We start from the raw sequence: 22,595 nt of genomic DNA on the forward strand, positions 1-22,595 counted from the left end.
GTCCACGGGGCACGCGACATCCGATTCACCGATGCGCACTACCGAACGAAATGAAATACTATTCCCAACGACCCCGGAAATCGACTTGAAATATTCGAACCCAGGATTCGTGGATGTCGAAGGCACTCACGCGCCGGGCTGGGCCGCCTGTCGGGTCGCCACCACCCGGGGGTCGGTGAGCAGGAAGTCCACGAACGCCGCCGTGAAGCTCGGCAGCGCGGCGTCCACCGAGGTGACCAGGTGCAACTCCCGGGCAGCCCACGGCTCCAGGATGCGCAGCGCGGCCACCCGGCCGCTTTCGGCCATCGGCCGGGCCACGCTCAGCGGCACCAGCGACACCCCGACGCCCGTCTCCACCAGGTGCAGCACGGCGTTGAACGAGTGGACGTGCAACCGTGCGTTCAGCGTCTGCCGGTCCCGCTTCGCGACCTCGGCCAGGAACAGGTAGTTGCTGCTGGTCCGGCTCATGCAGATGAAGTCGAACTCCAGCGCCGCGCCGAATCGGATCTCCGGCTGGCGGGCCAGCGGGTGGTCGATCGGCGTGACCACCACCAGCTCGTCCACCGCGTACCGCATCGACCGAACGCGGCTGTCGGAGACTTCCCCGGCCAGCACACCGACATCGACCTCGCCGGTGGCCACGCCTTCCGCGATCGCACCGCTCAGCCGCTCCTCCAGATCCAGGTTGACGTCGGGGTGAGCCAGCAGGAATCGGCTGACGCTGGGCAGGATGAAGCCGTTGAGGGAACTGCTGTTGGCCCACAGCCGCACGCTGCCCTTGAGCCCCTGCGAGAACCGGGACACGTCCCCGTGCATCCGGTCCACGCCGGCCAGCAACTCCCGGACGTGCGTCAGCAGCACCTCACCGGCCGGGGTCAACCGCATCCCGCGCGCCGTCCTGGTGAACAACGCGGTGCCCATCGCGTGTTCGAGGTTCTTCAGCCGGTAGCTGGCCGAGGACGCCGTGATGAACACCGCCGACGCACCGGTCGACAGGCTTTCCGCCTCCGCGATGGCGCGGAACAGCCGGAGATCGGTCAGTTCGTACCGCATGCCGCCGCCCAATCCGCCACCTCCACACCGGTCGCGCGCGCGGCCCCTCACCTGCGGTATCGACCCGGCGAAATTACCACGGCCCAAAGCCCAGGCGAGGACCCGACGAGACGGCCGTCACAACGTCGCACGGCGTCCCGGCCGCGCGCCGTCGGCGACTGCGCGGGTGGCTGCAACCCCGCTGCCCACCCCGCTCCGAGAGGAGGGCAGCACATCTTCGATCTTGATCATCGGTTCGTTCCGCGATCGCCCCCCTCAGAGCCGCGACCGGGGCGGGCCCGATTCCCCGCTCATCGAACCGCGATCACCGGGAGCGCTTCCGGTTCAGGAATTCGGCCATGAACCGCTGCGGTTCACCGGTGTCGAAGGCTGCCGCGAATTCCGGGATGCTGGCCGCTACGGCCTCGTCGACCGGCAGGTCCTCCCACGAGCGCAGCAACCGCTTCTGCTGGCGCAGCGCGGCCGGGCCCAGTTCGGCGAGACGCTTCGCGTTGCGCGCTACCGCGGCATCCAGCTCGGGTAGGTCGCAGATCTCGTGCACCAAGCCCCAGGACAGCGCGGTGGGCGCATCGATCTGGTCGCCGGTGAGGGTCAGCCAGGTGGCGCGGCCGTTGCCCACCAGCCGTGGCAGCAGCGCGGCGTGGATCACCGACGGAATGCCGACCGCGACCTCGGGCATGCCGAAATGCGCATCGCTGCTGCCGATTCGCAGGTCGCAGGCGGCCGCCACTTCAAGGCCGCCACCCAGGGTGTAGCCGGCGAGCCGGGCGATCACCGGCGCCGGGAAGTCGCGCACCGCATCGCACATGCCCTTGAGACCTGTGATGAACTCAGCGGCGCTGCTCCGGTTCAGCGTGACCATCTCGCCGATATCGGCGCCGCCGATGAACGCCCGGTCGCCCGTACCACGCAGCACCAGCACCCGGACGTCGTCGCGGGCTGCGAGCGCCTCGATCGCCGCCGTGACGTCCTTGATGACCGCGCTGTTAAGGATGTTCAACACCTTCGCATCGGTGATCGTGACCGTTGCGATGCCGTCGCCATCCAGGGTCGTCGTGGTGTGTTCGGAAGTCCTGCTGTCCGCCAAAGCTACTCCCAAGTCCGGGGTTCAGTTCTGCCTGTGACCGGCACGCCACAGCGGGCGTGCGGGATTGGTGGTGCCGCAACGAAGAACCCGCCATCAACCGGAATGGACGACGCCCTTGCGCACCAGAGCCGCGATCTCGTCGCCCCCGAGGCCGAGTCCACTGAGGACTTCCACCGAATGCTCACCCTTCGCCGGCGGCGGTCGGTGTTCGGCCTTCTGGTCCCCGGCCAGCAGTGGGTTGCGCACCATCGGCACGACACCCAGCGTGGGATGCTCGGCCTCGATCCGCATGCCCCGGTGCACCACCTGGGCATCGCGGAAGACGTCGTCCAGCGTGTTGATCGCGCCCCAGGGAACCCCGGCCTCGTCGAGCACGCGGCACCACTCCTGGCGGCTCCGGGACGCCATCGCGGCGGCCACGACCGGACGCAGCTCGGACAGGTTGTCGATGCGGGCGGCATTCGTCGCGTACCGCTCATCGGCCGCGAGCTCGGCCAGCCCGGCCGTGGCGCAGAACCGCCGGAACTGCGCATCGTTGCCGATCGCGAGGATCAGGTGACCATCGGCGCAGGCGAACACGTCGTACGGCGCGCAGTTCGGGTGGGCGTTTCCGATGCGCTGCGGAATCTTGTCCGACACCAGGTAGTTCGACGCCTGGTTCGCGTTCATCGCCACCGCGACGTCGAGCAGCGCGATGTCGATCGACTGCCCCGCACCGGTCGTCGTGCGCTGCAGGAGAGCGGCCAGGATCGCGCTGGTCGCATACATCCCGGACATCAGGTCGACCACCGCCACCCCGGTCCTGCACGGCCCGGCTCCGGGCGTGCCGTCGGCCGGCCCGGTGTAGCTCATCAGGCCGCCCATGCCCTGGAAGACGTAGTCGTAACCAGGCTTTCCCGCCATCGGCCCGCTGACACCGAAGCCGGTGATGGCCAGGTGGATCAGCTTCGGGTTGATCTCCCGCAGCGCGGCATACCCCAGGCCGTACCGGTCGAGGGTTCCGGGCTTGTAGTTCTCGACGACGACATCGGCCTCGGCGGCCAACTCGCGAACGAGCGCCGCACCAGCCGGCTCGGCGAAGTTGATCGCGATCGACCGCTTCCCCCGGTTGCAGCAGATGTAGTAGCCGGAGAACCCGTCCGCAACCGCGGTGTCCGGCAAGTACGGCGGCCCCCAGCCCCGGGTGTCGTCGCCTCCGTCCGGGTTCTCGATCTTGATCACCTCGGCGCCGAGATCGGCCAGGTTCTGGGTGCACCACGGGCCGGCCAGGATTCGGGACAGGTCCAGAACCTTGATTCCCGCGAGAGCCCCGCTCAGCATGCCCATTCCATCGTTTGTCGCACGACATCACCCTAGATCGCCCATTCCGAGAGAACCATTGGAAATTATCGAACCCGGTCTCCGCATTTTTCGAAGACGCCGGAACCAATCGCGAAATCGGGATATCAGCCCGCGGACCGCGGAATGCTCAGCGGGTCAGCCGGACGTCTCGTGTCTCGGGGCCCATCAGTGCGCCCACCACGATGAGAACGCAGCGGCGCCCAGATCACTTGGGTGCGGCGTCGACGACAGGCACGCCCAGCTCATCCGGAGGCGGTCGGCGACGCCGGACTCGAGGGTGCATCCGAGGCTGAGCACCTCCGCCGCGTCCTCTCGCACGGCTCGCTCCCCCAGCTCCAACAGCGCTCGGCGTCCGCCATCCAGCCGGGCGGGACAGCAGAACGCGCCGTTCGGCTTTGGCTTTGCGAGGTGGTTGTCCGTGCACATCGGACGGAAACGGCAGAAAGAGCATCGGCTCCCCGCCCCTTTCAACATATAGCGCGCTGGGGGCCTTGCGGCAAGACCCGGGTCGTGCTGCAGAATCTCCAGCCGAAGCCAGGACCTGCGGAAATCAGGGATTCGCGGCATATGCGTGCCCGCGGGGCGTGCCGCCGGACTGCGCGGCACAACTGGCCGAAATGACGACCTTCGCGCTCACCTGGGCCGTTGACGGCCGCAATCGACGCACATGGGAGAAGTAGTGGTTGATACGGCGATGTCCTTCTCACTCGGTCGCTACGTGCTGGATTTCCAGGAGATCGATCAGAGCCAGGTCGCGGTCGTCGGGGGCAAGGGCGCGCACCTGGGGGAACTTTCGCGGATCGAAGGCATCCACGTGCCGGACGGCTACTGCGTGACGACGGACGCTTTTCGGCGGGTCATGGCAGCCGCGCCGTCGCTCGAAGATCGGCTTGATCGGCTGTCGCGCCTGGACCCGGACGACCGGGACGCGATCAGCGCGCTCAGCGCGGAGATCCGCGGTGCTGTTGAAGGGATCCCCATCCCCGACGATCTGGCCGCGTGATCATTCGCCCGCTCGCCCGTCTGAACGAGGAAGCCGCCTACGCCGTCCGATCCAGTGCGACGGCCGAAGACTTGCCGACGGCCTCCTTCGCGGGCCAGCAGGACACGTACTTGAACGTCGTGGGGCCTGCGGCGATCCTCGAGCACATCAGGTCGTGCTGGGCCTCGCTTTTCACCGAGCGAGCCGTGACCTACCGCCTGCGCAACGGTTTCGACCATCGCAAGGTCCACATGGCCGTGGTCGTGCAGCAGATGGTCTCGCCGGACGCATCCGGCATCCTGTTCACGGCCGACCCCATTACGTCGAACCGGAAGATCACCAGCGTCGACGCCGGCTTCGGCCTTGGCGAGGCCCTGGTCTCCGGTCTGGTGAACGCGGACGTCTACAAGGTGCGGGACGGCGAAGTCGTCGACAAGACGGTCGCCACCAAGCAGTTGGCCATCCACGCTTCGCCAGAAGGCGGGACGCGGCAGCAGGCGATCGAGCCGGAGTTGCAGCAGCAGCCGGCGCTGACCGATGCGCAGGTAGTGCTGCTCGCGCAGCTGGGTCGGCGGATCGAGGCGCACTTCGGCCGTCCCCAGGACATCGAGTGGTGCCTGGTCGACGGTGGCTTCCAGATCGTCCAGAGCCGGCCGATCACCACGCTGTTCCCCATCCCGGCGGCCGGGGACAGTGACAACCACGTCTACGTCTCCGTCGGTCATCAGCAGATGATGACCGACCCGATGAAGCCCCTGGGCCTGTCCGTCTGGCAGTTGACCACGCCACGGCCCATGTCCGAGGCCGGCGGGAGGCTGTTCGTCGATGTCACCGAGGGCCTGGCATCGCCGGCCACCCGCGACGGACTCCTGGAGGCCCTGGGGACGTCCGATCCGCTGATCAGGGACGCGCTGCAGACCGTTCTCGACCGCGGCGACTTCATCCCGGCGCCCTCGGAGGACGGTACCGGCGGTCCGTCCGCTGGTGGCGAGCCGGCTCCGATCGAAACCGATCCGGCCATCGTCGACGAGCTGATCGCGCGCAGCCAGGCGTCCCTGGCCGCCGTCGAACGTGAGATCCAGGCATATTCCGGACCGGACCTGTTCGACTTCATCCTGGAGGACCTCCAGGAACTGAAGCGGCTCTTGTTCGCCCCGCAGAGCCTCCAGGTGATCGTGGCGGCGATGGACGCGACGTGGTGGCTCAACAAGCAGCTGCGCACGTGGTTGGGTGAGGAGAACGCGGCCGACACGCTCACGCAGTCCGTCCCCAACAACGTCACTTCGGAAATGGGTCTCGCGCTCTTGGACGTTGCGGATGCGATCCGCCCGCATCCGGAAGTGGTGGCCTTCCTGCAGGACGTCGACGACGAAGGTTTCCTGGACGAACTGCCCGAACTCGCGGGCGGGCGCGAGGCGCAGGATGCGATCCGGGCCTACCTCGACAAGTACGGCATGCGCTGCGTCGGCGAGATCGACATCACGAGGCCGCGTTGGAGCGAACGCCCCACCACACTCGTGCCCGTGATTCTCGGCAACATCGAGAACTTCGCGCCCGGCGCCAGCCGACGGCGGTTCGAACAAGGGCGACAGGAAGCGTGGAATTGATCGCGGGACACGGCGATTGCCTGTCGCATGAACACCGCATTGCGCAGGTATGCCACGAAACTGCGTTCGAGTTTCGGACGCTCGATTACCCCATGAGACCGTGGTGAGCGTTCTTCGGATCGCTCACCACGGCCGTTCGTCAAGAGATCGCACGTCCTTCACGAGCTCGGCGCCTGCAGCGATGTCCCCGAACACCGGGATCGCCGGTAGATACCCAAAAGACGGCACGTGCCACACCGGACCGACAGCGGTCACGGAACCATCAACGGCATCAGCCGCGCTCAGGCGCCGGGGGCGCGGTAGTCGACAGTCTTCCGCGCAGCCTCGTCGACGTCCTCGGGGCGGAGGAGCGGCACCACCCTGGACGTCACGGCCCCAGCAGCCCGCACCGCCATGGCCATGGCAACCATGGAGACGTCGTCGGGCATGTCGACAACGATGTAGACATCGTCGGCTCCGAACGCGAAGTAGAACGACTCGAGCGTTCCGCCGCACGACCCGACGACCCTTTCGACAGCCTCCCGCCGCCCGGTTCCGCCCTCGGCGAGCACCCCCTTCGTACCCCCGGCGGTGTAGCTGCCCTGCACCAAGTACTTCGGCATGTCGCTCCCCCCACTTCACCCTGCAGACGCCCGCAGCCGCGGGTTCCGCTCCCACCATCGGGCACCAGAGCAAGCCCTGCCAATCGAAGCGCGGCTCGACGACCGACCAACATCCTGCAATTGTTTTCGCTCTCGCCTAGCCACCCTCGGACGGCGGGACGACAAGACGCCGGATGCCCTCGGAATTCATCGGAACCCCGCACAGCCGCATGAACACCGAGGGCTTCCCCGCCGTCGCGTTGGGCGGCTCCGTCGGCGGGCACCGCAGCTCCGTCGGTGTCAGCTCGACTTTGACGACGGTCGACCGGCTGGTACTCGGCTGCTCCATCGCCAGCGACACACCGATGAACAGCGCTCCGGCCGCCACGGTTCCACCGGCCACCACCGCAACGGCCTTCCCGAACTTCAACCTTCGCCTCCTTTCCGCAAGATCCACCTTCCCCATCGCCACACCGCCCTGTCCCGTCACACACACTGGTAAACCCCGAAATCGCACTCGAACGGAAGGGGCTCAGGCGTCGATCACCAGGTCTTCCAGTGGCTTCGCACAGCACAGGAGGATCTTGTTCTCCGCTCGGTCCCGGGGGCGGATACCGCCGTTGTGCCGCATGTCCACCGAACCCTTGAGCAGCGTTGCTTTGCAGGTGCCGCACATTCCTTGTCCGCAGGACGACGGCAGGGTGATGCCGGAGCTTGCCGCGGCGTCCAGGACCGATGTGTCCCCATCGCACTCGACGGTCCGGCCGCTGCGGGCGAGCCTCACCTCGAACCTCCCTTCGCCACCGGATGTTTCGGGGACCGGGGCGTCGATGGTGAAGCTCTCCTCGTGGTAGTGGTCCATGGCGAAACCGGCTTCCGCGAGCATCAGCCGCACGGCGGTCATGTAGCCGGCCGGGCCGCAGGTGAACGCCTCGCGGTCCAGGAAGTCCGGGGCGATGCTCCGCAGCATGTCGATGTCCAGTCGACCGCGCCGGCCCGCCCAGCGCTCTTCCGCCCCGTCGTCCTCGCAGACGTGCGTCACCCGGATGCGCTCCGAGGTGGCTTCGATGAAGTCCAGTTCTCGCCGGAAGATGATGTCGTCCGGGGTGCGCGCGCTGTGCACGAAGACCACGTCCGCCGGGCTGGCCAGGTCGTGGAGCGTCCTGGTCATCGACATCAGCGGCGTCACGCCACTCCCCGCGGAGAGGAACAGGTACTTCGACGCCGGGCGCCGGTGCATCGAGAACTCGCCGAACGGGCCTCGTGCGTGGAGGACCGCACCGGGCACCAGGTGGTCGTGCAGCCAGTTGGAGACCTGCCCGCCCGGCACGCGCTTCACGGTGATCGCCACGAGGTGCGGGCGGGAGGGCGGCGACGACAGCGTGTAGCACCGGACGACCTCCAGCCCGTCGACCGACACCGTGATGGTGATGTACTGGCCCGGGTCGTGGTGGAACAGCCCGGGCTCGACGGGCGCGAGGACGAACGTCTTCACGTCGGCGGTCAGCTGCTGGACCTGCTTGCAGACCAGCCGCTGGTCCGCCGCGTCCGCCCAGTCGCGCCCGGTCCGGAGGGTTCGCACGCCGGTCATCGCAGGTGCTCGCGGAGGCGGTTGATGTACCAGTTGCAGAAGGCCTCGACCTGGTACTCGGTCGGGGCGTACGGGCCGGGCTCGTACGCCGGACTGCTGATCCCCTGCTGGGCGCGGGCGACCAGCTGCGCATCCTGCTCGTTGGTGGCCGTCCAGACCTTGAGCAGCGTCTCCAAGTCGTAGTCCACGCCTTCCACGGCATCCGGGGCCACCAGCCAGGTGGTGCGCACCAACGTCCGGTCCGGGGCGATCGGCAGCGCCGAGAAGGTGACGGCGTGGTCGCTGACGACGTGGAACCAGGAGTTGGGTTGCAGGTGCAGCGACAGGTGCCCGAGCCGTGGTGTCGGGACGTCGCCGAGCAGGCGCCGGCACGCGGCTTTGCCGTCTGTGGTGAAGGATTCCCCGGCGAGGTCGAGCGGATCTCGCTGGATCCGGAACCCGGTCGCGCGGGTGTCCAGCTCCTCGATGAGCTGGTAGGGCAGGCCGAGGTCTTTGTAGGTCTGCCGCAGTTCGGCATCGACTCGCAGGTAGCGCTCGTGCGCCGGGAGCAGCCGCGCCGGCAGATCCTCTTCGGAGTAGCCGTAGGTGGGGAAGAACGTGCGCAGCAGCTCGGGGTGGCCGTCGCAGTGGTAGCACTCCCGGTTGTTCTCCATCACCAGCTTCCAGTTGCCTTGCTCCACCAGGTCGACCTGCGCCGCGACCTTGGCTTCGTGCAGGCGATGCGGCGCCAGGTACGGTTCGATGCGCGCGGCCACGTCGGCGAAGTCGCTCGGCGGTTCGTCGGCGAGGCAGACGAAGACGAGACCGGCGACGCTGCGGGCGTGGATGGGCTTGAGCCCGAAGCAGGTGGGGTCGAAGCCGGGCGGTTGGGACGGCGCGTGCCGCAGCGCGCCGTCGGTGCCGTAGGTCCACTTGTGGTAGCCGCAGACGATGTTCCCGACTGATCCGCTCGGCCGGTCCAGAATGCGGGCGCCGCGGTGGCGGCAGACGTTGTGGAACGACCGGATGTTCTCGTCATCATCGCGCAACACGACGATCGAGTAGTCGCCGAGCGTCGTGGTGAGGTAGTCGCCCGGCTCGGGCAGTTCGGCCTCGGTGGCCACGAAGATCCAGTGCTTCGCGAAGATCGCCGCGATGTCGAGGTCGAAGAATTCCCGGCCGGCGTAGAACGCTGCTTCCAGGCTGTGGCCGACCGGCCGCCGGGCGACGAGTTCGGACGCTTCGATGGTTCCCAGTGCAGTCACTTCCGCGCTCCTCGTGTTCACATGGGCAGGCATAGCCGCAGCGCGTCGAAGACGGCCGCGTGGATGTTGCGGCTGGTCACGGCATCGCCGATCCGGAACAGCCGGTAGTGCCCCGCCTGGTTCCGGGCGACCTGCTGCGGCGCGAGGGCCAGCAGCGCACGGTGGTCCACCTCGCCGAGGTTGGTCGAATCGGCGAGCAGCTCTTGGTAGAGCTCGTCGTTGGGCAACGTCCCGTTCTCGACCACCACGTGGTCGACGGTCCGCTCGGCCTCCACCTCGGCGTACTCGCTGCCCAGCGTCGCGGTGAGGCGCCCGTCCGGTGTGCGGCGCACCGATCGCAGCCGGTGAGCCAGCGTGACGCGCACCGCGTACTCGGCGAAGACTTGCAGATATGCCGGCGAATTCATGCTGCCGACGTCCGGCGCGAGCATGCGTTCCGGGGTCACGTACTCGACCGATGCCCCTCGGCGGGCCAGCACCTCGACGGCGTCCATGCCCGGGTACGCGCCGTTGTCGTCGTAGACCAGCACCCGGCCTCCGGGACGCAGAGCACCGGTGAGAACGTCCCAGGTATCGGCCACCTCGTCGCCTTCCAGCAACGTCGCGTTCGGCGTGCCACCGGTGGCGATGACCACGACGTCGGGGTGTTCCGCGCGCACTTCCGCTGCCTCGGCCAGCACGCCGAACCGGAAGTCGACGCCGTGCAGCTTGCATTCCTCGACGCGCCAGTCGACGATGCCGATCAGGTCCCGCCGGCGGGGGTTCGCGGCCGCGATGCGGACCTGCCCGCCCGGCACGTCGTTCGCTTCGAACAGCACCACCTCGTGCCCTCGTTCACCCAGCACCCGAGCCGCCTCCAGCCCCGCAGGACCACCGCCCACGACCACCGCCTTCTTCCGCTCCGACGCGGGCGTGATGGTGTGCGGGAGCTGTTGCTCCCGACCGGTGGCGGGGTTGTGGATGCACTTGGTGTCGCCGGAGTCGTAGATCGCGTCGAGGCAGTAGCTGGCCCCGACGCACGGCCGGATGCGGTCCTCCGCTCCCGCCGCGACCTTGGCGACCAGGTGCGGATCGGCGATCTGGGCCCGGGTCATGCCGACCAGGTCGAGCAGGCCGTCCCGCACGGCGTGGCGTGCGGTCGCGACGTCGGCGATGCGGGCGGCGTGCATCACCGGGACCTGGAGCCGCCGCTTGATCTCGGCGCTGAATTCGAGGAACGGCGCCGACGGCGTGCCCATGGACGGGATGGTCCGGGCCAGCGCGGCATCGCTTTCGATCGAGCCGCGGATGGTGCTGATGAGGTCGATGCCGTCGTCGAGGAAGCAGCGCGCCGCCGCCAGGGCGTCGTCGACGGTCAGCCCGCCCGGCCGGACCTCGTCCATCATCATCCGGATGCCGACGATGAAGCCGGGCCCGACCGCCGCCCGCACCGCCCGGATCACCCGGCGCGGGAACGACATCCGGTTGGCCAGGCTCCCGCCGTAGGAGTCCGTGCGGTGGTTCGTCGTCGGCGACAGGAAGCTGTCCAGGAAGTGCCCGTACGCCTGGATCTCGACGCCGTCGAGGCCGCCGGCTTCGCAGCGAGCCGCCGCGTCGGCGTAGTCCCGCACGATCCGGTCCAGGTCCCACGGCTCGGCGGACTTGGGGAACGCGCGATGCGCGGGTTCGCGCACCGGGGACGCGGACAGCACCGGCAGCCAGTCCCCCGCGTAATTGCTCGTGCGCCGCCCCAGGTGGGTGATCTGGCACATGGCCGCCGCGCCGGCGGCGTGCACGTCGTCGCCGAGCCGACGCAGCCACGGCACGACCTCGTCGCGGTAGAGCAGCAGGTTGCCGAAGGCCGGCGGGCTGTCGGGGGCGACGACCGCGGAGCCGCCGATCATGGTCAGCCCGACTCCGCCGCGCGCCTTCTCCAAGTGGTACAGCCGGTAGCGGTCCTTGGGCAGGCCGTCATCGGCGAAGGCGGGTTCGTGCGAGGTGCTGACCACGCGGTTGCGCAAGGTGAGCTGCTTGATGGTGAACGGCTGGAGCAAGGGATCCGTCGGATGCATGGCGCTCCTCGAGAATTCCGGCCGAGGTGGCCTTCTGTGCCCACCAGCGTGGAGCGCCACAGCCGGTCCGGACAATCAAATGTTCATGCAGCAGATCGTGCAAACTCTTTGCATGATTGACAGTCGACTTCGGGTGCTGCAGCTCGTCGCCAAGCACGGCACCGTCACCGCCGCGGCCCAGGCGCTGCACTACACGCCGTCGGCGGTGTCCTACCAACTGCGCCAGCTGTCCGCGGAACTCGGCGTGGAGCTGGTGGTTCCGCAAGGCCGCCGGATCCGGCTGACCTCCGCCGCTCATGCGCTGCTGCACCACGCGGAACTGCTGCACGCCCAGTGGGAGCGCGCCAAGGCGGAAATGGCCGCTCTCGCCGACGAACCTGGTGGCCCGTTCACCCTGTGCGGTTTCTCCACCGCAGCAACGCATCTGCTGCCGCCGGCCGCCGCCGAACTGCGCGACGACTTCCCGAACCTGAAGGTGCGGCTGATCGAGGCCGAGCCCGCCCGGTGCTTCGACCTGCTGCTCGCCGGAGACGCGGACCTGGCGCTGGTGATCGTCACAGCAGACACCCCGCCGCTGTCGGACGCGCGGTTCGACCAGCAGCCGCTGCTCGACGATCCGCTCGACCTGGTCACGCCACTCGGCCACCCGCTGACCGACCGCCCGGCGGTGACACTCGCCGACGCGGCGAACGAGCCGTGGATCTTGGGCCGGCCGGACAGCACCTACCACCAGCTGGTGACAACCGCATGCATGGCAGCGGGTTTCAGCCCGAACGTCGCGCACTACGCCGACGAATGGGACACCGGAACCGCACTCGTCGCCCACGGGTTCGGCGTCATCCTGGTGCCCCGGCTGGCACGCCTGCACAGCCATTGGCCGGTCGCCCGCATCCCGCTCCACGGCGAACCGGCACCCGCGCGCCGAATCCTGGCAGTCACCAGGATGGGCGCCCGGGACAATCCAACGATCGCACACGCCCTCCAAGCGATCACCAAGACAGCGGCCGGAATCCTCCCAGCCCAACCCGACTGACCACGGCGACTTCGAGTCGAAGTTCGATCTCTTCTCCGGCAAGCAGTTCGCCCGCCGCCAGCTCTCGATCCGACATCAGTTCTCAACCGTCTGATCGACGTTCTCAACGCCGTGTCACCGCCGGCGGCGGCTCAGCATCACTCGAACCGGCGTGGTGTCCCCTGGTCGTGGGCGGCCTTGAGGCGACGGGCGCCGGCTTCGCGGGATCGGCCATCTAGTTGCCGACCGCGATGGGCGACATGACCATGTGACCAGGTTGAACTCGGGAAATGCGAGGTGCGTCCATGGCGGAGCAAGCGGCGAGCCCGTCTCCCGAGGCCACCCGATCGCCGACCGACCGCGTCATCTTCGGCGTCACTGCACTGCTGGTTCTGTTCTTCCTGGGTTGGGGTATCGCCTCGCCGGCTACCCTCGGCGCGTTCGCCGAAGCCGGGCTGCGCTGGGCGGTGGACGACATCGGGTGGGGGTTCGCGCTGGCTGCGACGGGGTTCGTGGTCTTCGTCGTTTGGCTCGCGTTGAGCCGCTACGGGGCGATCCCGCTGGGCGGTGACGACGAGCAGCCGGAGTTCCACACGCTGTCGTGGATCGCGATGATGTTCATCGCAGGCATGGGCATCGGCCTCATGTTCTTCGGCGTCGCCGAACCGCTGGCGCACTACGTGCAGCCCCCACCGGAAACGGTCCCGCCGCTGAGCCAAGCCGCTGTGCGGACGTCGTTCGCGACAACGCTGTTCCACTGGACGTTGCATCCGTGGGCGATCTACGCGGTCGTCGGCTTGACGATCGCGTACGGCACCTTCCGCCGCGGTCGACGTCAGGTGATCAGTTCCACGTTCGTTCCTCTGCTGGGGCGGCGGGGTGCGGTCAAGCCGCTGGGAAAAGTGATCGACATCCTCGCGCTGCTCGCGACGCTGTTCGGTTCGGCGGCCTCGCTGGGCATCGGCACGCTGCAGATCAGCAGCGGGATGCGGAGCGCGGGATGGATCGACGCCGTCAGCACCCCGGTGATGGTGCTGATCATCGGCGTCCTGACGATCTGCTTCGTCGCGTCCGCCGCCTCCGGGGTTGCCCGGGGAATCCAATGGCTGTCCGGCATCAACGTGGCCCTCGCAGCGCTGCTGGCGCTGTTCGTGCTGATCACCGGGCCGTCGGTGTTCATCCTGAGCCTGATCCCGACGTCGATCGGCAGCTACGTCAGCGACTTCGCGGAGATGGCCGCGCGCTCCGGGGCCACCGGCAGCGAGGCCCTTGATGAATGGCTTTCATCTTGGACCATCTTCTACTGGGCGTGGTGGATCTCCTGGGCGCCGTTCGTCGGTACGTTCCTGGCCCGGATCAGCCGGGGGCGCACGATCCGGCAGTTCATCGGCGGCGTGCTCCTGGTGCCCAGCGCGGTCAGCGTGGCCTGGTTCGCGATCTTCGGCGGCACCGCGATCGACCTGCAGCGCAGCGGTGCCGTCGACGTGGCCGGTTCCGGCGGGGAGGAAGTGCAGATCTTCACCGTCATCCGAGCGCTGCCGATCCCGACGGTCATCACCGTGCTGGTCATCGTCCTGGTGGCGATCTTCTTCATCACCGGGGCGGACTCGGCTTCACTCGTGATGGGCAAGTTCTCCCAGCGGGGCACGATCTCACCGAGGAAATGGATGATCGTGTTCTGGGGCGTGGCCACCGGATCCGTCGCGGCGATCATGCTCATGTCCGGCGGGGATCACGCCCTGGAGGGGATCCAGAACCTGACGTTCCTCGCCTCGGTGCCATTCGCACTCGTCATGGTGCTGATGTGCGTGGCCCTGAGCAAGGACCTGCGAACCGACAGCCTGATCCACCGCCGAGAACGAGCGGAACAGGTCCTCGCGAAGCTCGTCGACGCCGACGAACACGAGCCGGCCCGGCGGGACGAAAATCCCCCGGAACACGGCTGATAACCACACCACACCGCGCCGCAGGCCTGCGCGAGCAACGCCGCCCTCTAAGACGTCGTGGATCCGGCTGGCGTCCGATGCCAAGCGCTCCAAGCGAGTTGGGCGAACGGAACGATCACCAGCAGGTCGACGACGTAGGCGACCCATTCGAGGCGAAGAACTCGGCCCAGCGGAAAGACGACAGCGGCGAGGCAGATCAGGACGGCGACCCACGGCGGGGACATTCGGGTCCAGAAGAGGAGTACGCCGAACACCAGGAGGGCCAGCGGGAAGGTCGGGCCCGGTAGCCACAGCACCAGAAGGCTCTGCGGCGGGTAGTCGCCGAAGCGCGCCAGGGCCACCTGATCGTGGAAGCCGAATACGCCTTCGAAGAAGCCCTGCAGCCCGAATGCGATGCTGCCGAACATCCCGATCAACAACAGCAACAACCACAGCCCGGCCGCGAGGGGGATGCGTTCGCGCAACCGTTCGTATTCCCCGATCAGCCCGTACACCCAGGGAACCATGGAAAGGGCGATCAACATCCCGCCGTTCACGCCGTAATGACCGTCGACCCAGAAGAACGGCGATGCAGCGAAGATGACCGGGCCGAGGAAGAGTGCCGCCGCCTGCAATCGTTGCACGACCATCGGCGCAGGTTAGGACCCCTGCCAACGGCCCGCAACCGAACTGTGCCCACCACAGCCATCGCAACCTCGTCCTCCGAGCTTCGCCGTACCGGTGCAGTGGGCTCGGCTGTGAGACCCCCTGGCGTGTCCGGTCGGGCGGCTCCGCTACGCCTCTTCTTCCGATAGTCGGCGCAGCCGGATTTCGAGGACTTTTCGTTGTGGGGCGTCTGGTGCCGTCAGGTCGCGTGCCTTTTCCAGCACTTCCAGATCGTCGCGCCCCGCATCGGTGTTGGCGAAACGCCAGAGCAGTTCCGGACTCCTCGCCGCCAGCGCCAACCCCCGCAACGACGCGAGGAGTTCGTCGCGCTCGGCACGGATCGCGGTGGATTCCGAGCGCGGCAGCAGCAGTCCGGCGTGGTCGAGGGCGGATTCGGCATCACCCCGGCTCAACGCCTCGCGGAGGGCGTCCAGGTCGCTGTCGAGATCGGCGGCGATCCGGTACGGCCTGGTCTTGACCACGTCCTGGCCGAGCGCGTTGCGGATGCGGTGGATCTCGACCCGGACCGTGGTGGGGTTGCCCTGCTCCCCGTGCAGGAGCAGCGCCAGCCGCTCCGCGTTCAGGCCGCCCGGATGCATCGCGAGCAGCGCGAGGATCTCCGCGTGCCGCAGGCTCAACTCGTGCCGCACACCGTCCACTGTGGCCATGGGAATGCCGTCGCCCAGCAACTGCAACGACAGCTGCGGGCGCCGGTTGGCTCGGCTCTGAGGAACGCGCAGGAGGTAACCGCCCTCCAGCGGTTCGACCTCGGCGTGTTCGCCGTTGTCGAGGCGGACGATCCCGCTGTCGTCGAGGCCGACGCGCTGCCCCGGAACGAACTGCGTCGTAGACGCGCTCGCGACGATCCGGCCGCTGGGGCTCAGCAGCGCCGCTCCCCTGCCGGATTCGCTGAGGTAGTGGGCGTTGCGTTCGCGGAAGAGGTCATCGGAGGCGTGCAGGCGCCAGCGGAGTTCGCCCTCCACCAGCCGCGCCCCGGCGGTCACGAGCGCGAGCAGCGCCGGGTGCATGGTGTGCAGCGGCCCGCTGAGGTCGACCGCCCCGAGCAGCGCACCCGTCTCGGGGTCGCGGACGGGGCACGCCGCACAGGTCCAGGAGTGGTAGGTCCGCACGAGGTGCTCGGCGGAGTGGATCTGGACGGGAGCGCCGGTGGCGAGCGTGGTGCCCATGGCGTTGGTCCCGATCGCGCTCTCGGCCCACCTGGTGCCCTCGGCGAGCAGAACGCGGTCTGCGTCGCGGCAGACCTGGGGGTCGCCTTCCCGCCAGAGGATGTTGCCGTCGGCATCGGTGATGATCATGACGTGGCTGGTGCTGTCGGCCGCGTCCAGCAACGTCTGGCGCAGCATCGGCACCCAGCGCGCCAACGGGTGCTCCCGGCGGATGTCGGCGAGCCTGCCGGCGGCGAACGACAGCGGCGGCTCCCTGAGATCGGGGTCGATCCGGGCCTCCAGCGAGCGCCGCCAGGACTCGACGATGACCGGCCGCGGCTCGTGCGGGGACTCGTCACCGGACAGGACGGCAGCGTGCACCCGCTCGAGCAGCCGGGCGCGCTCGAGCGGATCGACCGATGTGCCGTGGCTAGTGTTCATTCACCTGCTGGGACGTGTCGGAATCGCACGGGTTTCGCCGCTGGACTGCCCATGGTGCGGGGTGACGCCGGTTACAGGCAAGTGCCGCCGGCTTCCAGTTCTCCCGGGTGCAACGTCGCCGCAACGTTGCAGCTCCTAGTTTCTGGCCGCACCAGAGGTCCGAGTGGCCCAGGTCACTGCTCGTGCAAGGGCCGTACCAGCACACGAGAGGCGAACGATGGTTCTGTATGCAGCTCCGGGGACGACGGGTTCCGCGGTCGAGTTCCGTTCGCGTTACGACCACTTCATCGGCGGCGAGCACGTGGCGCCGGCCGGTGGTGGTTACTTCGAGAACCCCACGCCGGTGACGGGCCAGGTGTTCACCGAGATCGCCCGCGGCACGGCCGACGACGTGGAACGCGCCTTGGACGCTGCCGAGGGCGCCGCGCCCGCGTGGGGGCGGACCTCGGCGGCGGAGCGGTCGGGGATCCTGCTCAAGATCGCCGACCGCATGGAGGCCAACCTCGAGAAGCTCGCGGTCGCCGAGAGCTGGGACAACGGCAAGCCGGTCCGCGAGACGCTGGCGGCCGACATCCCGCTGGCGATCGACCACTTCCGCTACTTCGCCGGGGCCCTGCGGAGTCAGGAGGGGGCGATCTCGCAGATCGACGACGACACCGTGGCCTACCACTTCCACGAGCCGCTGGGCGTCGTCGCCCAGATCATCCCGTGGAACTTCCCGCTGCTGATGGCGACCTGGAAGCTGGCACCGGCGCTGGCGGCGGGAAACGCCGTGGTGCTCAAGCCCGCCGAGCAGACACCGGCATCGATCCACGTCCTGGTCGACCTCATCGCCGACCTGCTGCCCGCGGGCGTCCTCAACGTGGTCAACGGCTTCGGCGTGGAGGCGGGCAAGCCGCTGGCCTCCAGCTCGCGGGTGCGCAAGGTCGCCTTCACCGGTGAGACGACCACCGGCCGGTTGATCCTGCAGTACGCCAGCGCGAACATCATCCCGGTGACCGTCGAGCTCGGCGGGAAGAGCCCGAACATCTTCTTCGACGACGTCGCGGCGGCCAACGATTCCTTCTACGACAAGGCGTTGGAGGGCTTCACGCTCTTCGCCCTCAACCAGGGCGAGGTGTGCACGTGCCCGTCGCGGGCGCTGATCCAGTCCGGCATCTACGACGGATTCCTGGCCGACGCGCTGGAACGCACGAAGAAGATCAAGCAGGGCAACCCGCTGGACACCGAAACCCAGATCGGCGCCCAGGCCAGCAACGACCAGCTGGAGAAGATCCTCTCCTACATCGACATCGGCGAGCAGGAAGGCGCGGAGGTCCTCACCGGCGGTCACCGGGTCGAGCTCGAAGGCGACCTGGCCGGCGGCTACTACGTGGCGCCGACGGTGTTCGCGGGCCACAACAAGCAGCGGATCTTCCAGGAGGAGATCTTCGGCCCGGTCGTCTCCGTCACCAGCTTCGACGACTACGACGACGCCATGAAGATCGCCAACGACACCCTCTACGGCCTCGGCGCCGGGGTGTGGTCCCGCGACGGCAACACCGCCTACCGCGCCGGCCGCGACATCCAGGCCGGCCGGGTGTGGGTGAACAACTACCACGCCTACCCCGCCCACGCCGCGTTCGGCGGCTACAAGCAGTCCGGCATCGGGCGCGAAACCCACAAGATGATGCTGGACCACTACCAGCAGACCAAGAACATGCTGGTCAGCTACTCCGACAACGCGCTGGGCTTCTTCTGATGGGCAGCGAGCGGGTCGCGGTGACCCCGGAGGCGGCGGAGCAGATCCGCCGCCTCCGGGCGCGGCACGGGCCGGTGATGTTCCACCAGTCCGGCGGATGCTGCGATGGCAGCGCGCCCATGTGCTACCCGGCGGGCGAATTCGCCACCAGCGACGCCGACGTGCACCTCGGCGATCTCACCGTGGACGGCGAAGCAGTCCCGGTGTGGATGTCGAGACCGCAGTTCGAGTACTGGAAGCACACGCACCTCACCATCGACCTCGTGCCCGGCCGGGGCAGCGGCTTCTCCCTCGAAGCACCCGACGGTGTCCGCTTCCTCACCCGGTCCCGGCTGCTCACCCAAGACGAATGGGAACGGCTCGAAGCGACCTGAGAACGGTGCTCCGGCGGCAGGCGGAGCGGCTACCCCCGCAGGCGGAGGACCAGTTTGCCCAATGCCCGTCGGCTCTCGATGGCCTCCAGCGCGTCCCGGACGTCGTCGACCGCGTAGCTGCCGCCGATCGGGGGCGCGAGGGCGCCGGATTCGAGCTTCGGCAGGATCTCGGTCCACTGGCCGCGCAGGTAGCCGGGTCGCGTCTTGGCGTAGGCGCCCCAGCCGACGCCGATGACGTCCAGGTTGTTCAGCAGCAGGCGGTTGACCTTCACCTCCGGGATCGATCCGGCCGTGAACCCGATCACCAGCATCCGGCCGTCGGCGGCGAGGCAGCGCAACGAGTCGGTGAAGCGGTCGCCGCCGACGGTATCCGCGACCAGGTCGACGCCGCGCCCGCCGGTCGCTTCCCGCACCGCATCCTTGAAACCGTCGGCCAGCAAGTACTGGTCCGCCCCGGCCCCGAGCGCGACCTTGCCCTTCTCCGGCGTCGACACCACGCCGATCACCGAGCCCGCCCCGAAGGCCTTCGCGACCTGGATCACCGCGCTGCCGACGCCTCCGGCGGCACCGTGCACCAGCACCGTCTCCCCGGCCGACATGCGGCCGCGCCGGCACAGCGCGAAATGCGCCGTCAGGTAGTTGAACGGAATCGCGGCAGCTTGCTCGAAGGCCAACGCGTCCGGGATGGGGAACGTCGCGTCCACGGGGCAGGCGACCTGCTCGGCGAAGGCGCCCAGGAACGGCAGGGCGGCGACCCGGTCGCCCGCGCGCACCGGCGCTCCCGCGGGCGCGTCCACGACCACGCCGGCCACCTCGGCACCCGGGATGAACGGAAGCTCCGGTTTGACCTGGTACAACCCCCGCGTCTGGAGCACCTCGGGAAAGGACACCCCCGCCGCGTGAACGTCGATGAGCACCTCGTCATCCTTGCGCGAAGGCGGGTCGACGTCGACGACGGCGACGGTGGACGGGCCGTCGAGATCCTTGATGTGCACGGCTTTCATGCCCTCGGACTCTAGGGAACGGGCCGCCGCGGCAGAAGAAGCCGGCAGCTATCACCGCAGCAGCCTGTCCGCGCTACGCCTGCCCGACCGAGGTCTTGGACGACCGGATCTGGCGCAGCAAGGTCTCGACGATCCGTCCGCGCACTTCCCCGAGCCGCACGATCGCGGACAGCGTCGTCTGGGCCCACGGCTTGTTGATCGGGATCAGCGTCACGCCGTTGCCGCTGGCCGTCGACGGCGCGAGCGTGTTCGCGATCGAGATCCCCACCCCGGCCCGGACCATCCGCTGCGCGGTCTCCGCTCCGTCGGTGGTGTACACGATGCGCGCGTCGATGCCGGTGACGAGCTCTTCGAACGCCTTCCGCAGGATGCTGCCCTCCCGGAAGAAGATCAGCGGTTCGCCGGCCAGGTCGTCGATGTCGAAGGTCTCGGCGCGCGCCAGCGGGTGCGAGTCGGGCACGCACAGGACCAGCCGTCCGGTCATCAGGTCGATGTGGTGCAGTCGTTCGTCGTCCGGCGGCTCGCCGGGCAGCGGGATCCGGGTGATCAGGCCGATGTCGAGCTTCCCGTCCAGGACTCCGTCGCGCACGACGTAGGTCCCGCCTTCGGTGACCTCGAACCGGATGTTCGGATGCCCTTCGTGCAACTCGCGGACCACGTGCGGCAGCACCCGCATGCTCCCGATGGCCACCGTGCCGAGGCGCACCTTGCCGATCTTCAGGCCGTCGATCGCGCTGGCTTCCTGGCGGAGCAGGTCCTCGGCCCGGATCGCCGACTTCACGTGCGGCAGGATCCGCTCGGCGGCATCCGTCGGGCGCACGCCGTGCGCCCCGCGCATGACCAGGACGACGCCGAGGTCTTCTTCGAGCCGCTGCACCTGGTTGGTGATGGTCGGCTGGGAGACGCCGAGCTCGTGGGCCGCTTGGCGGAAGGAGCCGGTGCGAAGTGCTGCTTCGAGGTAGCGCAACTGCTCGAATCTCACGCTCGGCCCCTACTCCCGCCGGGTCGACGGCGCCGCTGCCGTCGATTCCGGTCATCGTATGCCGACGATCCCGGCGGGCCTAGGTCTCAGCGAGCGAGCAGGTCGAGGCCGGTCGCGTCGACCGCGCGCGCCCCGCCGTCGATCGGGATCGTGGCGCCGGTGATGTAGCCCGCGGCCGGGGTGAGCAGGAACGCGATGGTCGCGGCGACCTCGTACGGCTGGCCCAGCCGCCGGAGCATCGTCTTGCCGCTGAACTGCTCGATCATCGTGCGGGCGTGCGCTCCGGCGAGGAGGCGGGGCGACAGGAACAGCCCGGGTGCGACGGCGTTGACCCGGATCCCCTCCGGCCCGTACTCGTCGGCCAGCTGACGCACCCATCCCTCGAGCGCCGCCTTCGCCGGGCCGTACCCCGCGGCGTAGCTGCCCGCGCGCGTGCCGTTGATGCTCGAGACGTGGACGATCGACGAGCCGGGTCGCGCCAGCATCGGAGCCAGGTGCTGGGCGGCGAGGAAGGCGTGCGTCAGGTTGACCCGGAAGTCCTTCTCCCACTCGGCGAGCGTGAAGGCCGGCAGCGGTTTGCGCTGCATCTGGCCGATGACGTCGACGTATCCGTGCAGCGGTGCACCGGCGGCGTGCTCGGCCAGGGACCGCGCACCGTCCTCGGACGAGACGTCGGCGACGAACCGGTCGGCGTCGAGTTCATCGGCGAGGCGGCCCAGTGCGTCCTCGTCGACGTCGACGAGCAGCAGCCGCGCGCCGCGGGAAGCGAGCGTGCGTGCGACGTGCTCGCCGATGCCGGCCGCACCGCCCAGGACGGCGTACCGCTTGCCGTCGAGCCGGAACAGCCGGTCGTGGGGGACGTCCGCGGCGGCGACGGCGTCGTGGGGATCGTCGAACACGGTCTCACGCTCCGTTCACGAAGTCGGCGATGAGGCGCCAGGTCTGCTCGGGATGGCTGATGTTCGGCGCGTGCTTGTAGGGCACGGGGGCGACGGTCACCGCCGCGCACCGGTCGGCCAGGTGCTTCACCCAGCCGCGTTCGACCAGCGGATCACCCGCGCAATCGAAGAGCAGGACCGGGGTCGTGACGTCCGCGAACGGCGCCGGGTACGGATCGGCCGGACGCGCGGTCCGCAAGGGCTCGGGCGGTGTCGCGTGCGGCGCCAGCATCCCGGCGTAGTGGCCCGGCATCGCGGCCCACCGCATCCGCGCGTCGACCTGGTCCTCGATGCCCGGGTAGTCGTCGCACAGCAGCCGGACGATCCGGGCCATGTCCTCGCGGGTGCCGTCGTAGCCGGCCAGTTCGGCGCTCGCCGCGCTGCGCCAGGGGCCGCCGGTACCGCTGATCGACGTGACCGAAGCGAGGCGCCCGCTCAACCGGTCGTCCAGCAGCGCGCGGAGCGCGATCGAGCCGCCGAAGGAGTTCCCGACCAGGTGGATCGGACCGTCCACATCGAGCTGGTCGAGCAGCGCGTACACGTGGCGCAACCGGAAGCCGAACGGCGACTGGTCCAGCCGCACCGCCTTGGCCGAACCGCCGAAGCCCAGCAGGTCCGGCGCGATGACGCGGTGCGTCTGCGCCGCGAGCGGCAACAGCGTCCCCCAGGTGACGTCCGAGGACGCGCCCCACGCGCCGTCGTGGAGGAAGACGACGGTGCTGCCCCGGTCCTCGCCCCCGATGAGGTATCGGGTCTCGAGGTCGTTGACGACGGTGTTCTTCTCGGTGATCACGGCGAGACAAGTCTCC

The 22,595-nt window shown here is 68.7% G+C and carries 21 protein-coding genes; 6 read left to right on the forward strand and 15 right to left on the reverse strand.

What is annotated here, in order from left to right; all coding sequences use genetic code 11:
* Window positions 1-126 precede the first annotated feature (126 nt).
* The 4 genes from AB0H93_RS18220 to AB0H93_RS18235 all read right to left on the reverse strand — a co-directional run bounded on the left by AB0H93_RS18220 (window position 127) and on the right by AB0H93_RS18235 (window position 3,799).
* Window positions 127-1,053 carry a LysR family transcriptional regulator gene (locus AB0H93_RS18220; RefSeq protein WP_358573729.1) on the reverse strand — a complete coding sequence of 309 codons (927 nt, stop codon included), beginning with the start codon at window positions 1,051-1,053 and terminating at the stop codon, window positions 127-129.
* 304 nt (window positions 1,054-1,357) lie between these two features.
* Window positions 1,358-2,140, reverse strand: coding sequence for an enoyl-CoA hydratase (locus AB0H93_RS18225; RefSeq protein WP_358573731.1), 783 nt, complete (start codon window positions 2,138-2,140; stop codon window positions 1,358-1,360).
* 93 nt (window positions 2,141-2,233) lie between these two features.
* Complete coding sequence (locus AB0H93_RS18230; protein WP_358573733.1) at window positions 2,234-3,460, reverse strand: CaiB/BaiF CoA-transferase family protein; 1,227 nt, start codon at window positions 3,458-3,460, stop codon at window positions 2,234-2,236.
* A 186-nt stretch (window positions 3,461-3,646) separates the two neighbouring features.
* Window positions 3,647-3,799 (reverse strand): hypothetical protein, encoded by a 153-nt coding sequence (locus tag AB0H93_RS18235; RefSeq protein ID WP_358573736.1) that lies wholly within the window; start codon window positions 3,797-3,799, stop codon window positions 3,647-3,649.
* A gap of 361 nt (window positions 3,800-4,160) precedes the next feature.
* Here AB0H93_RS18235 and AB0H93_RS18240 point away from each other — a divergent pair, with 361 nt between their 5' ends.
* Window positions 4,161-4,484: a PEP/pyruvate-binding domain-containing protein gene (locus tag AB0H93_RS18240; protein WP_358573739.1), complete on the forward strand. Its 324-nt coding sequence runs from the start codon at window positions 4,161-4,163 to the stop codon at window positions 4,482-4,484.
* Window positions 4,481-6,070 carry a phosphoenolpyruvate synthase gene (locus AB0H93_RS18245; RefSeq protein ID WP_358573741.1) on the forward strand — a complete coding sequence of 530 codons (1,590 nt, stop codon included), beginning with the start codon at window positions 4,481-4,483 and terminating at the stop codon, window positions 6,068-6,070. The genes AB0H93_RS18240 and AB0H93_RS18245 overlap by 4 nt, the downstream gene beginning before the upstream one ends.
* Window positions 6,071-6,351: 281 nt before the next feature.
* Here AB0H93_RS18245 and AB0H93_RS18250 read toward each other — a convergent pair whose 3' ends face one another.
* The 5 genes from AB0H93_RS18250 to AB0H93_RS18270 all read right to left on the reverse strand — a co-directional run bounded on the left by AB0H93_RS18250 (window position 6,352) and on the right by AB0H93_RS18270 (window position 11,537).
* Window positions 6,352-6,672 carry a GYD domain-containing protein gene (locus AB0H93_RS18250; RefSeq protein ID WP_358573743.1) on the reverse strand — a complete coding sequence of 107 codons (321 nt, stop codon included), beginning with the start codon at window positions 6,670-6,672 and terminating at the stop codon, window positions 6,352-6,354.
* Window positions 6,673-6,808: 136 nt separating this feature from the next.
* Window positions 6,809-7,081, reverse strand: a complete 273-nt coding sequence (locus AB0H93_RS18255; RefSeq protein ID WP_358573745.1) for a hypothetical protein — start codon at window positions 7,079-7,081, stop codon at window positions 6,809-6,811.
* Between the two features lie 102 nt (window positions 7,082-7,183).
* Window positions 7,184-8,233: a hybrid-cluster NAD(P)-dependent oxidoreductase gene (locus AB0H93_RS18260; protein WP_358573748.1), complete on the reverse strand. Its 1,050-nt coding sequence runs from the start codon at window positions 8,231-8,233 to the stop codon at window positions 7,184-7,186.
* Window positions 8,234-8,238: 5 nt separating this feature from the next.
* A complete protein-coding gene (locus AB0H93_RS18265) occupies window positions 8,239-9,486 on the reverse strand; it encodes an aromatic ring-hydroxylating dioxygenase subunit alpha (RefSeq protein WP_358573751.1) in 1,248 nt (415 codons plus the stop codon).
* A 17-nt stretch (window positions 9,487-9,503) separates the two neighbouring features.
* Window positions 9,504-11,537: an FAD-dependent oxidoreductase gene (locus tag AB0H93_RS18270; protein WP_358573753.1), complete on the reverse strand. Its 2,034-nt coding sequence runs from the start codon at window positions 11,535-11,537 to the stop codon at window positions 9,504-9,506.
* Window positions 11,538-11,649: 112 nt separating this feature from the next.
* Here AB0H93_RS18270 and AB0H93_RS18275 point away from each other — a divergent pair, with 112 nt between their 5' ends.
* Both AB0H93_RS18275 and AB0H93_RS18280 read left to right on the forward strand, forming a co-directional pair.
* A complete protein-coding gene (locus AB0H93_RS18275; protein ID WP_358573755.1) occupies window positions 11,650-12,570 on the forward strand; it encodes a LysR family transcriptional regulator in 921 nt (306 codons plus the stop codon).
* A gap of 284 nt (window positions 12,571-12,854) precedes the next feature.
* Window positions 12,855-14,495: a BCCT family transporter gene (locus AB0H93_RS18280; RefSeq protein ID WP_358573757.1), complete on the forward strand. Its 1,641-nt coding sequence runs from the start codon at window positions 12,855-12,857 to the stop codon at window positions 14,493-14,495.
* Window positions 14,496-14,542: 47 nt separating this feature from the next.
* Here AB0H93_RS18280 and AB0H93_RS18285 read toward each other — a convergent pair whose 3' ends face one another.
* Together AB0H93_RS18285 and AB0H93_RS18290 are read right to left on the reverse strand one after the other, a co-directional pair.
* A complete protein-coding gene (locus AB0H93_RS18285; protein WP_358573759.1) occupies window positions 14,543-15,124 on the reverse strand; it encodes a hypothetical protein in 582 nt (193 codons plus the stop codon).
* A gap of 144 nt (window positions 15,125-15,268) precedes the next feature.
* Window positions 15,269-16,747: a GAF domain-containing protein gene (locus AB0H93_RS18290; protein ID WP_358573761.1), complete on the reverse strand. Its 1,479-nt coding sequence runs from the start codon at window positions 16,745-16,747 to the stop codon at window positions 15,269-15,271.
* Between the two features lie 217 nt (window positions 16,748-16,964).
* Here AB0H93_RS18290 and AB0H93_RS18295 point away from each other — a divergent pair, with 217 nt between their 5' ends.
* Window positions 16,965-18,488, forward strand: a complete 1,524-nt coding sequence (locus AB0H93_RS18295) for an aldehyde dehydrogenase family protein (protein ID WP_358573764.1) — start codon at window positions 16,965-16,967, stop codon at window positions 18,486-18,488.
* On the forward strand, window positions 18,488-18,862 hold the full coding sequence (locus AB0H93_RS18300) for a DUF779 domain-containing protein (protein WP_358573766.1): 375 nt from the start codon (window positions 18,488-18,490) through the stop codon (window positions 18,860-18,862). Before AB0H93_RS18295 ends, AB0H93_RS18300 begins: the two co-directional genes overlap by 1 nt.
* 29 nt (window positions 18,863-18,891) lie before the next feature.
* On the opposite strand, the gene AB0H93_RS18305 is transcribed toward AB0H93_RS18300, so the two are convergent.
* The 4 genes from AB0H93_RS18305 to AB0H93_RS18320 all read right to left on the reverse strand — a co-directional run bounded on the left by AB0H93_RS18305 (window position 18,892) and on the right by AB0H93_RS18320 (window position 22,579).
* A complete protein-coding gene (locus tag AB0H93_RS18305) occupies window positions 18,892-19,866 on the reverse strand; it encodes an NADPH:quinone oxidoreductase family protein (RefSeq protein ID WP_358573769.1) in 975 nt (324 codons plus the stop codon).
* A 73-nt stretch (window positions 19,867-19,939) separates the two neighbouring features.
* The gene (locus tag AB0H93_RS18310; RefSeq protein WP_358573772.1) at window positions 19,940-20,848 is read right to left on the reverse strand and encodes a LysR family transcriptional regulator; all 909 of its coding nucleotides are present in this window, start codon (window positions 20,846-20,848) and stop codon (window positions 19,940-19,942) included.
* A gap of 86 nt (window positions 20,849-20,934) precedes the next feature.
* Window positions 20,935-21,747, reverse strand: a complete 813-nt coding sequence (locus tag AB0H93_RS18315) for an SDR family oxidoreductase (protein WP_358573775.1) — start codon at window positions 21,745-21,747, stop codon at window positions 20,935-20,937.
* Between the two features lie 4 nt (window positions 21,748-21,751).
* Window positions 21,752-22,579 carry an alpha/beta fold hydrolase gene (locus AB0H93_RS18320; RefSeq protein WP_358573777.1) on the reverse strand — a complete coding sequence of 276 codons (828 nt, stop codon included), beginning with the start codon at window positions 22,577-22,579 and terminating at the stop codon, window positions 21,752-21,754.
* Window positions 22,580-22,595 lie beyond the last annotated feature (16 nt).

The sequence above is a fragment of the Saccharopolyspora sp. NPDC050642 genome, assembly GCF_040654735.1.
Classification (GTDB): Bacteria; Actinomycetota; Actinomycetes; order Mycobacteriales; family Pseudonocardiaceae; genus Saccharopolyspora; species Saccharopolyspora elongata.

Bases quoted from the DNA above. Each gene is read 5' to 3' on its own strand.
- AB0H93_RS18220 (WP_358573729.1), bottom strand. From the start codon at position 1,053: ATGCGGTACGAACTGACCGATCTCCGGCTGTTCCGCGCCATCGCGGAG.
- AB0H93_RS18230 (WP_358573733.1), bottom strand. From the start codon at position 3,460: ATGCTGAGCGGGGCTCTCGCGGGAATCAAGGTTCTGGACCTGTCCCGA.
- AB0H93_RS18250 (WP_358573743.1), bottom strand. From the start codon at position 6,672: ATGCCGAAGTACTTGGTGCAGGGCAGCTACACCGCCGGGGGTACGAAG.
- AB0H93_RS18270 (WP_358573753.1), bottom strand. From the start codon at position 11,537: ATGCATCCGACGGATCCCTTGCTCCAGCCGTTCACCATCAAGCAGCTC.
- AB0H93_RS18275 (WP_358573755.1), top strand. From the start codon at position 11,650: ATGATTGACAGTCGACTTCGGGTGCTGCAGCTCGTCGCCAAGCACGGC.
- AB0H93_RS18280 (WP_358573757.1), top strand. From the start codon at position 12,855: ATGGCGGAGCAAGCGGCGAGCCCGTCTCCCGAGGCCACCCGATCGCCG.
- AB0H93_RS18285 (WP_358573759.1), bottom strand. From the start codon at position 15,124: ATGGTCGTGCAACGATTGCAGGCGGCGGCACTCTTCCTCGGCCCGGTC.
- AB0H93_RS18290 (WP_358573761.1), bottom strand. From the start codon at position 16,747: ATGAACACTAGCCACGGCACATCGGTCGATCCGCTCGAGCGCGCCCGG.
- AB0H93_RS18295 (WP_358573764.1), top strand. From the start codon at position 16,965: ATGGTTCTGTATGCAGCTCCGGGGACGACGGGTTCCGCGGTCGAGTTC.
- AB0H93_RS18300 (WP_358573766.1), top strand. From the start codon at position 18,488: ATGGGCAGCGAGCGGGTCGCGGTGACCCCGGAGGCGGCGGAGCAGATC.
- AB0H93_RS18305 (WP_358573769.1), bottom strand. From the start codon at position 19,866: ATGAAAGCCGTGCACATCAAGGATCTCGACGGCCCGTCCACCGTCGCC.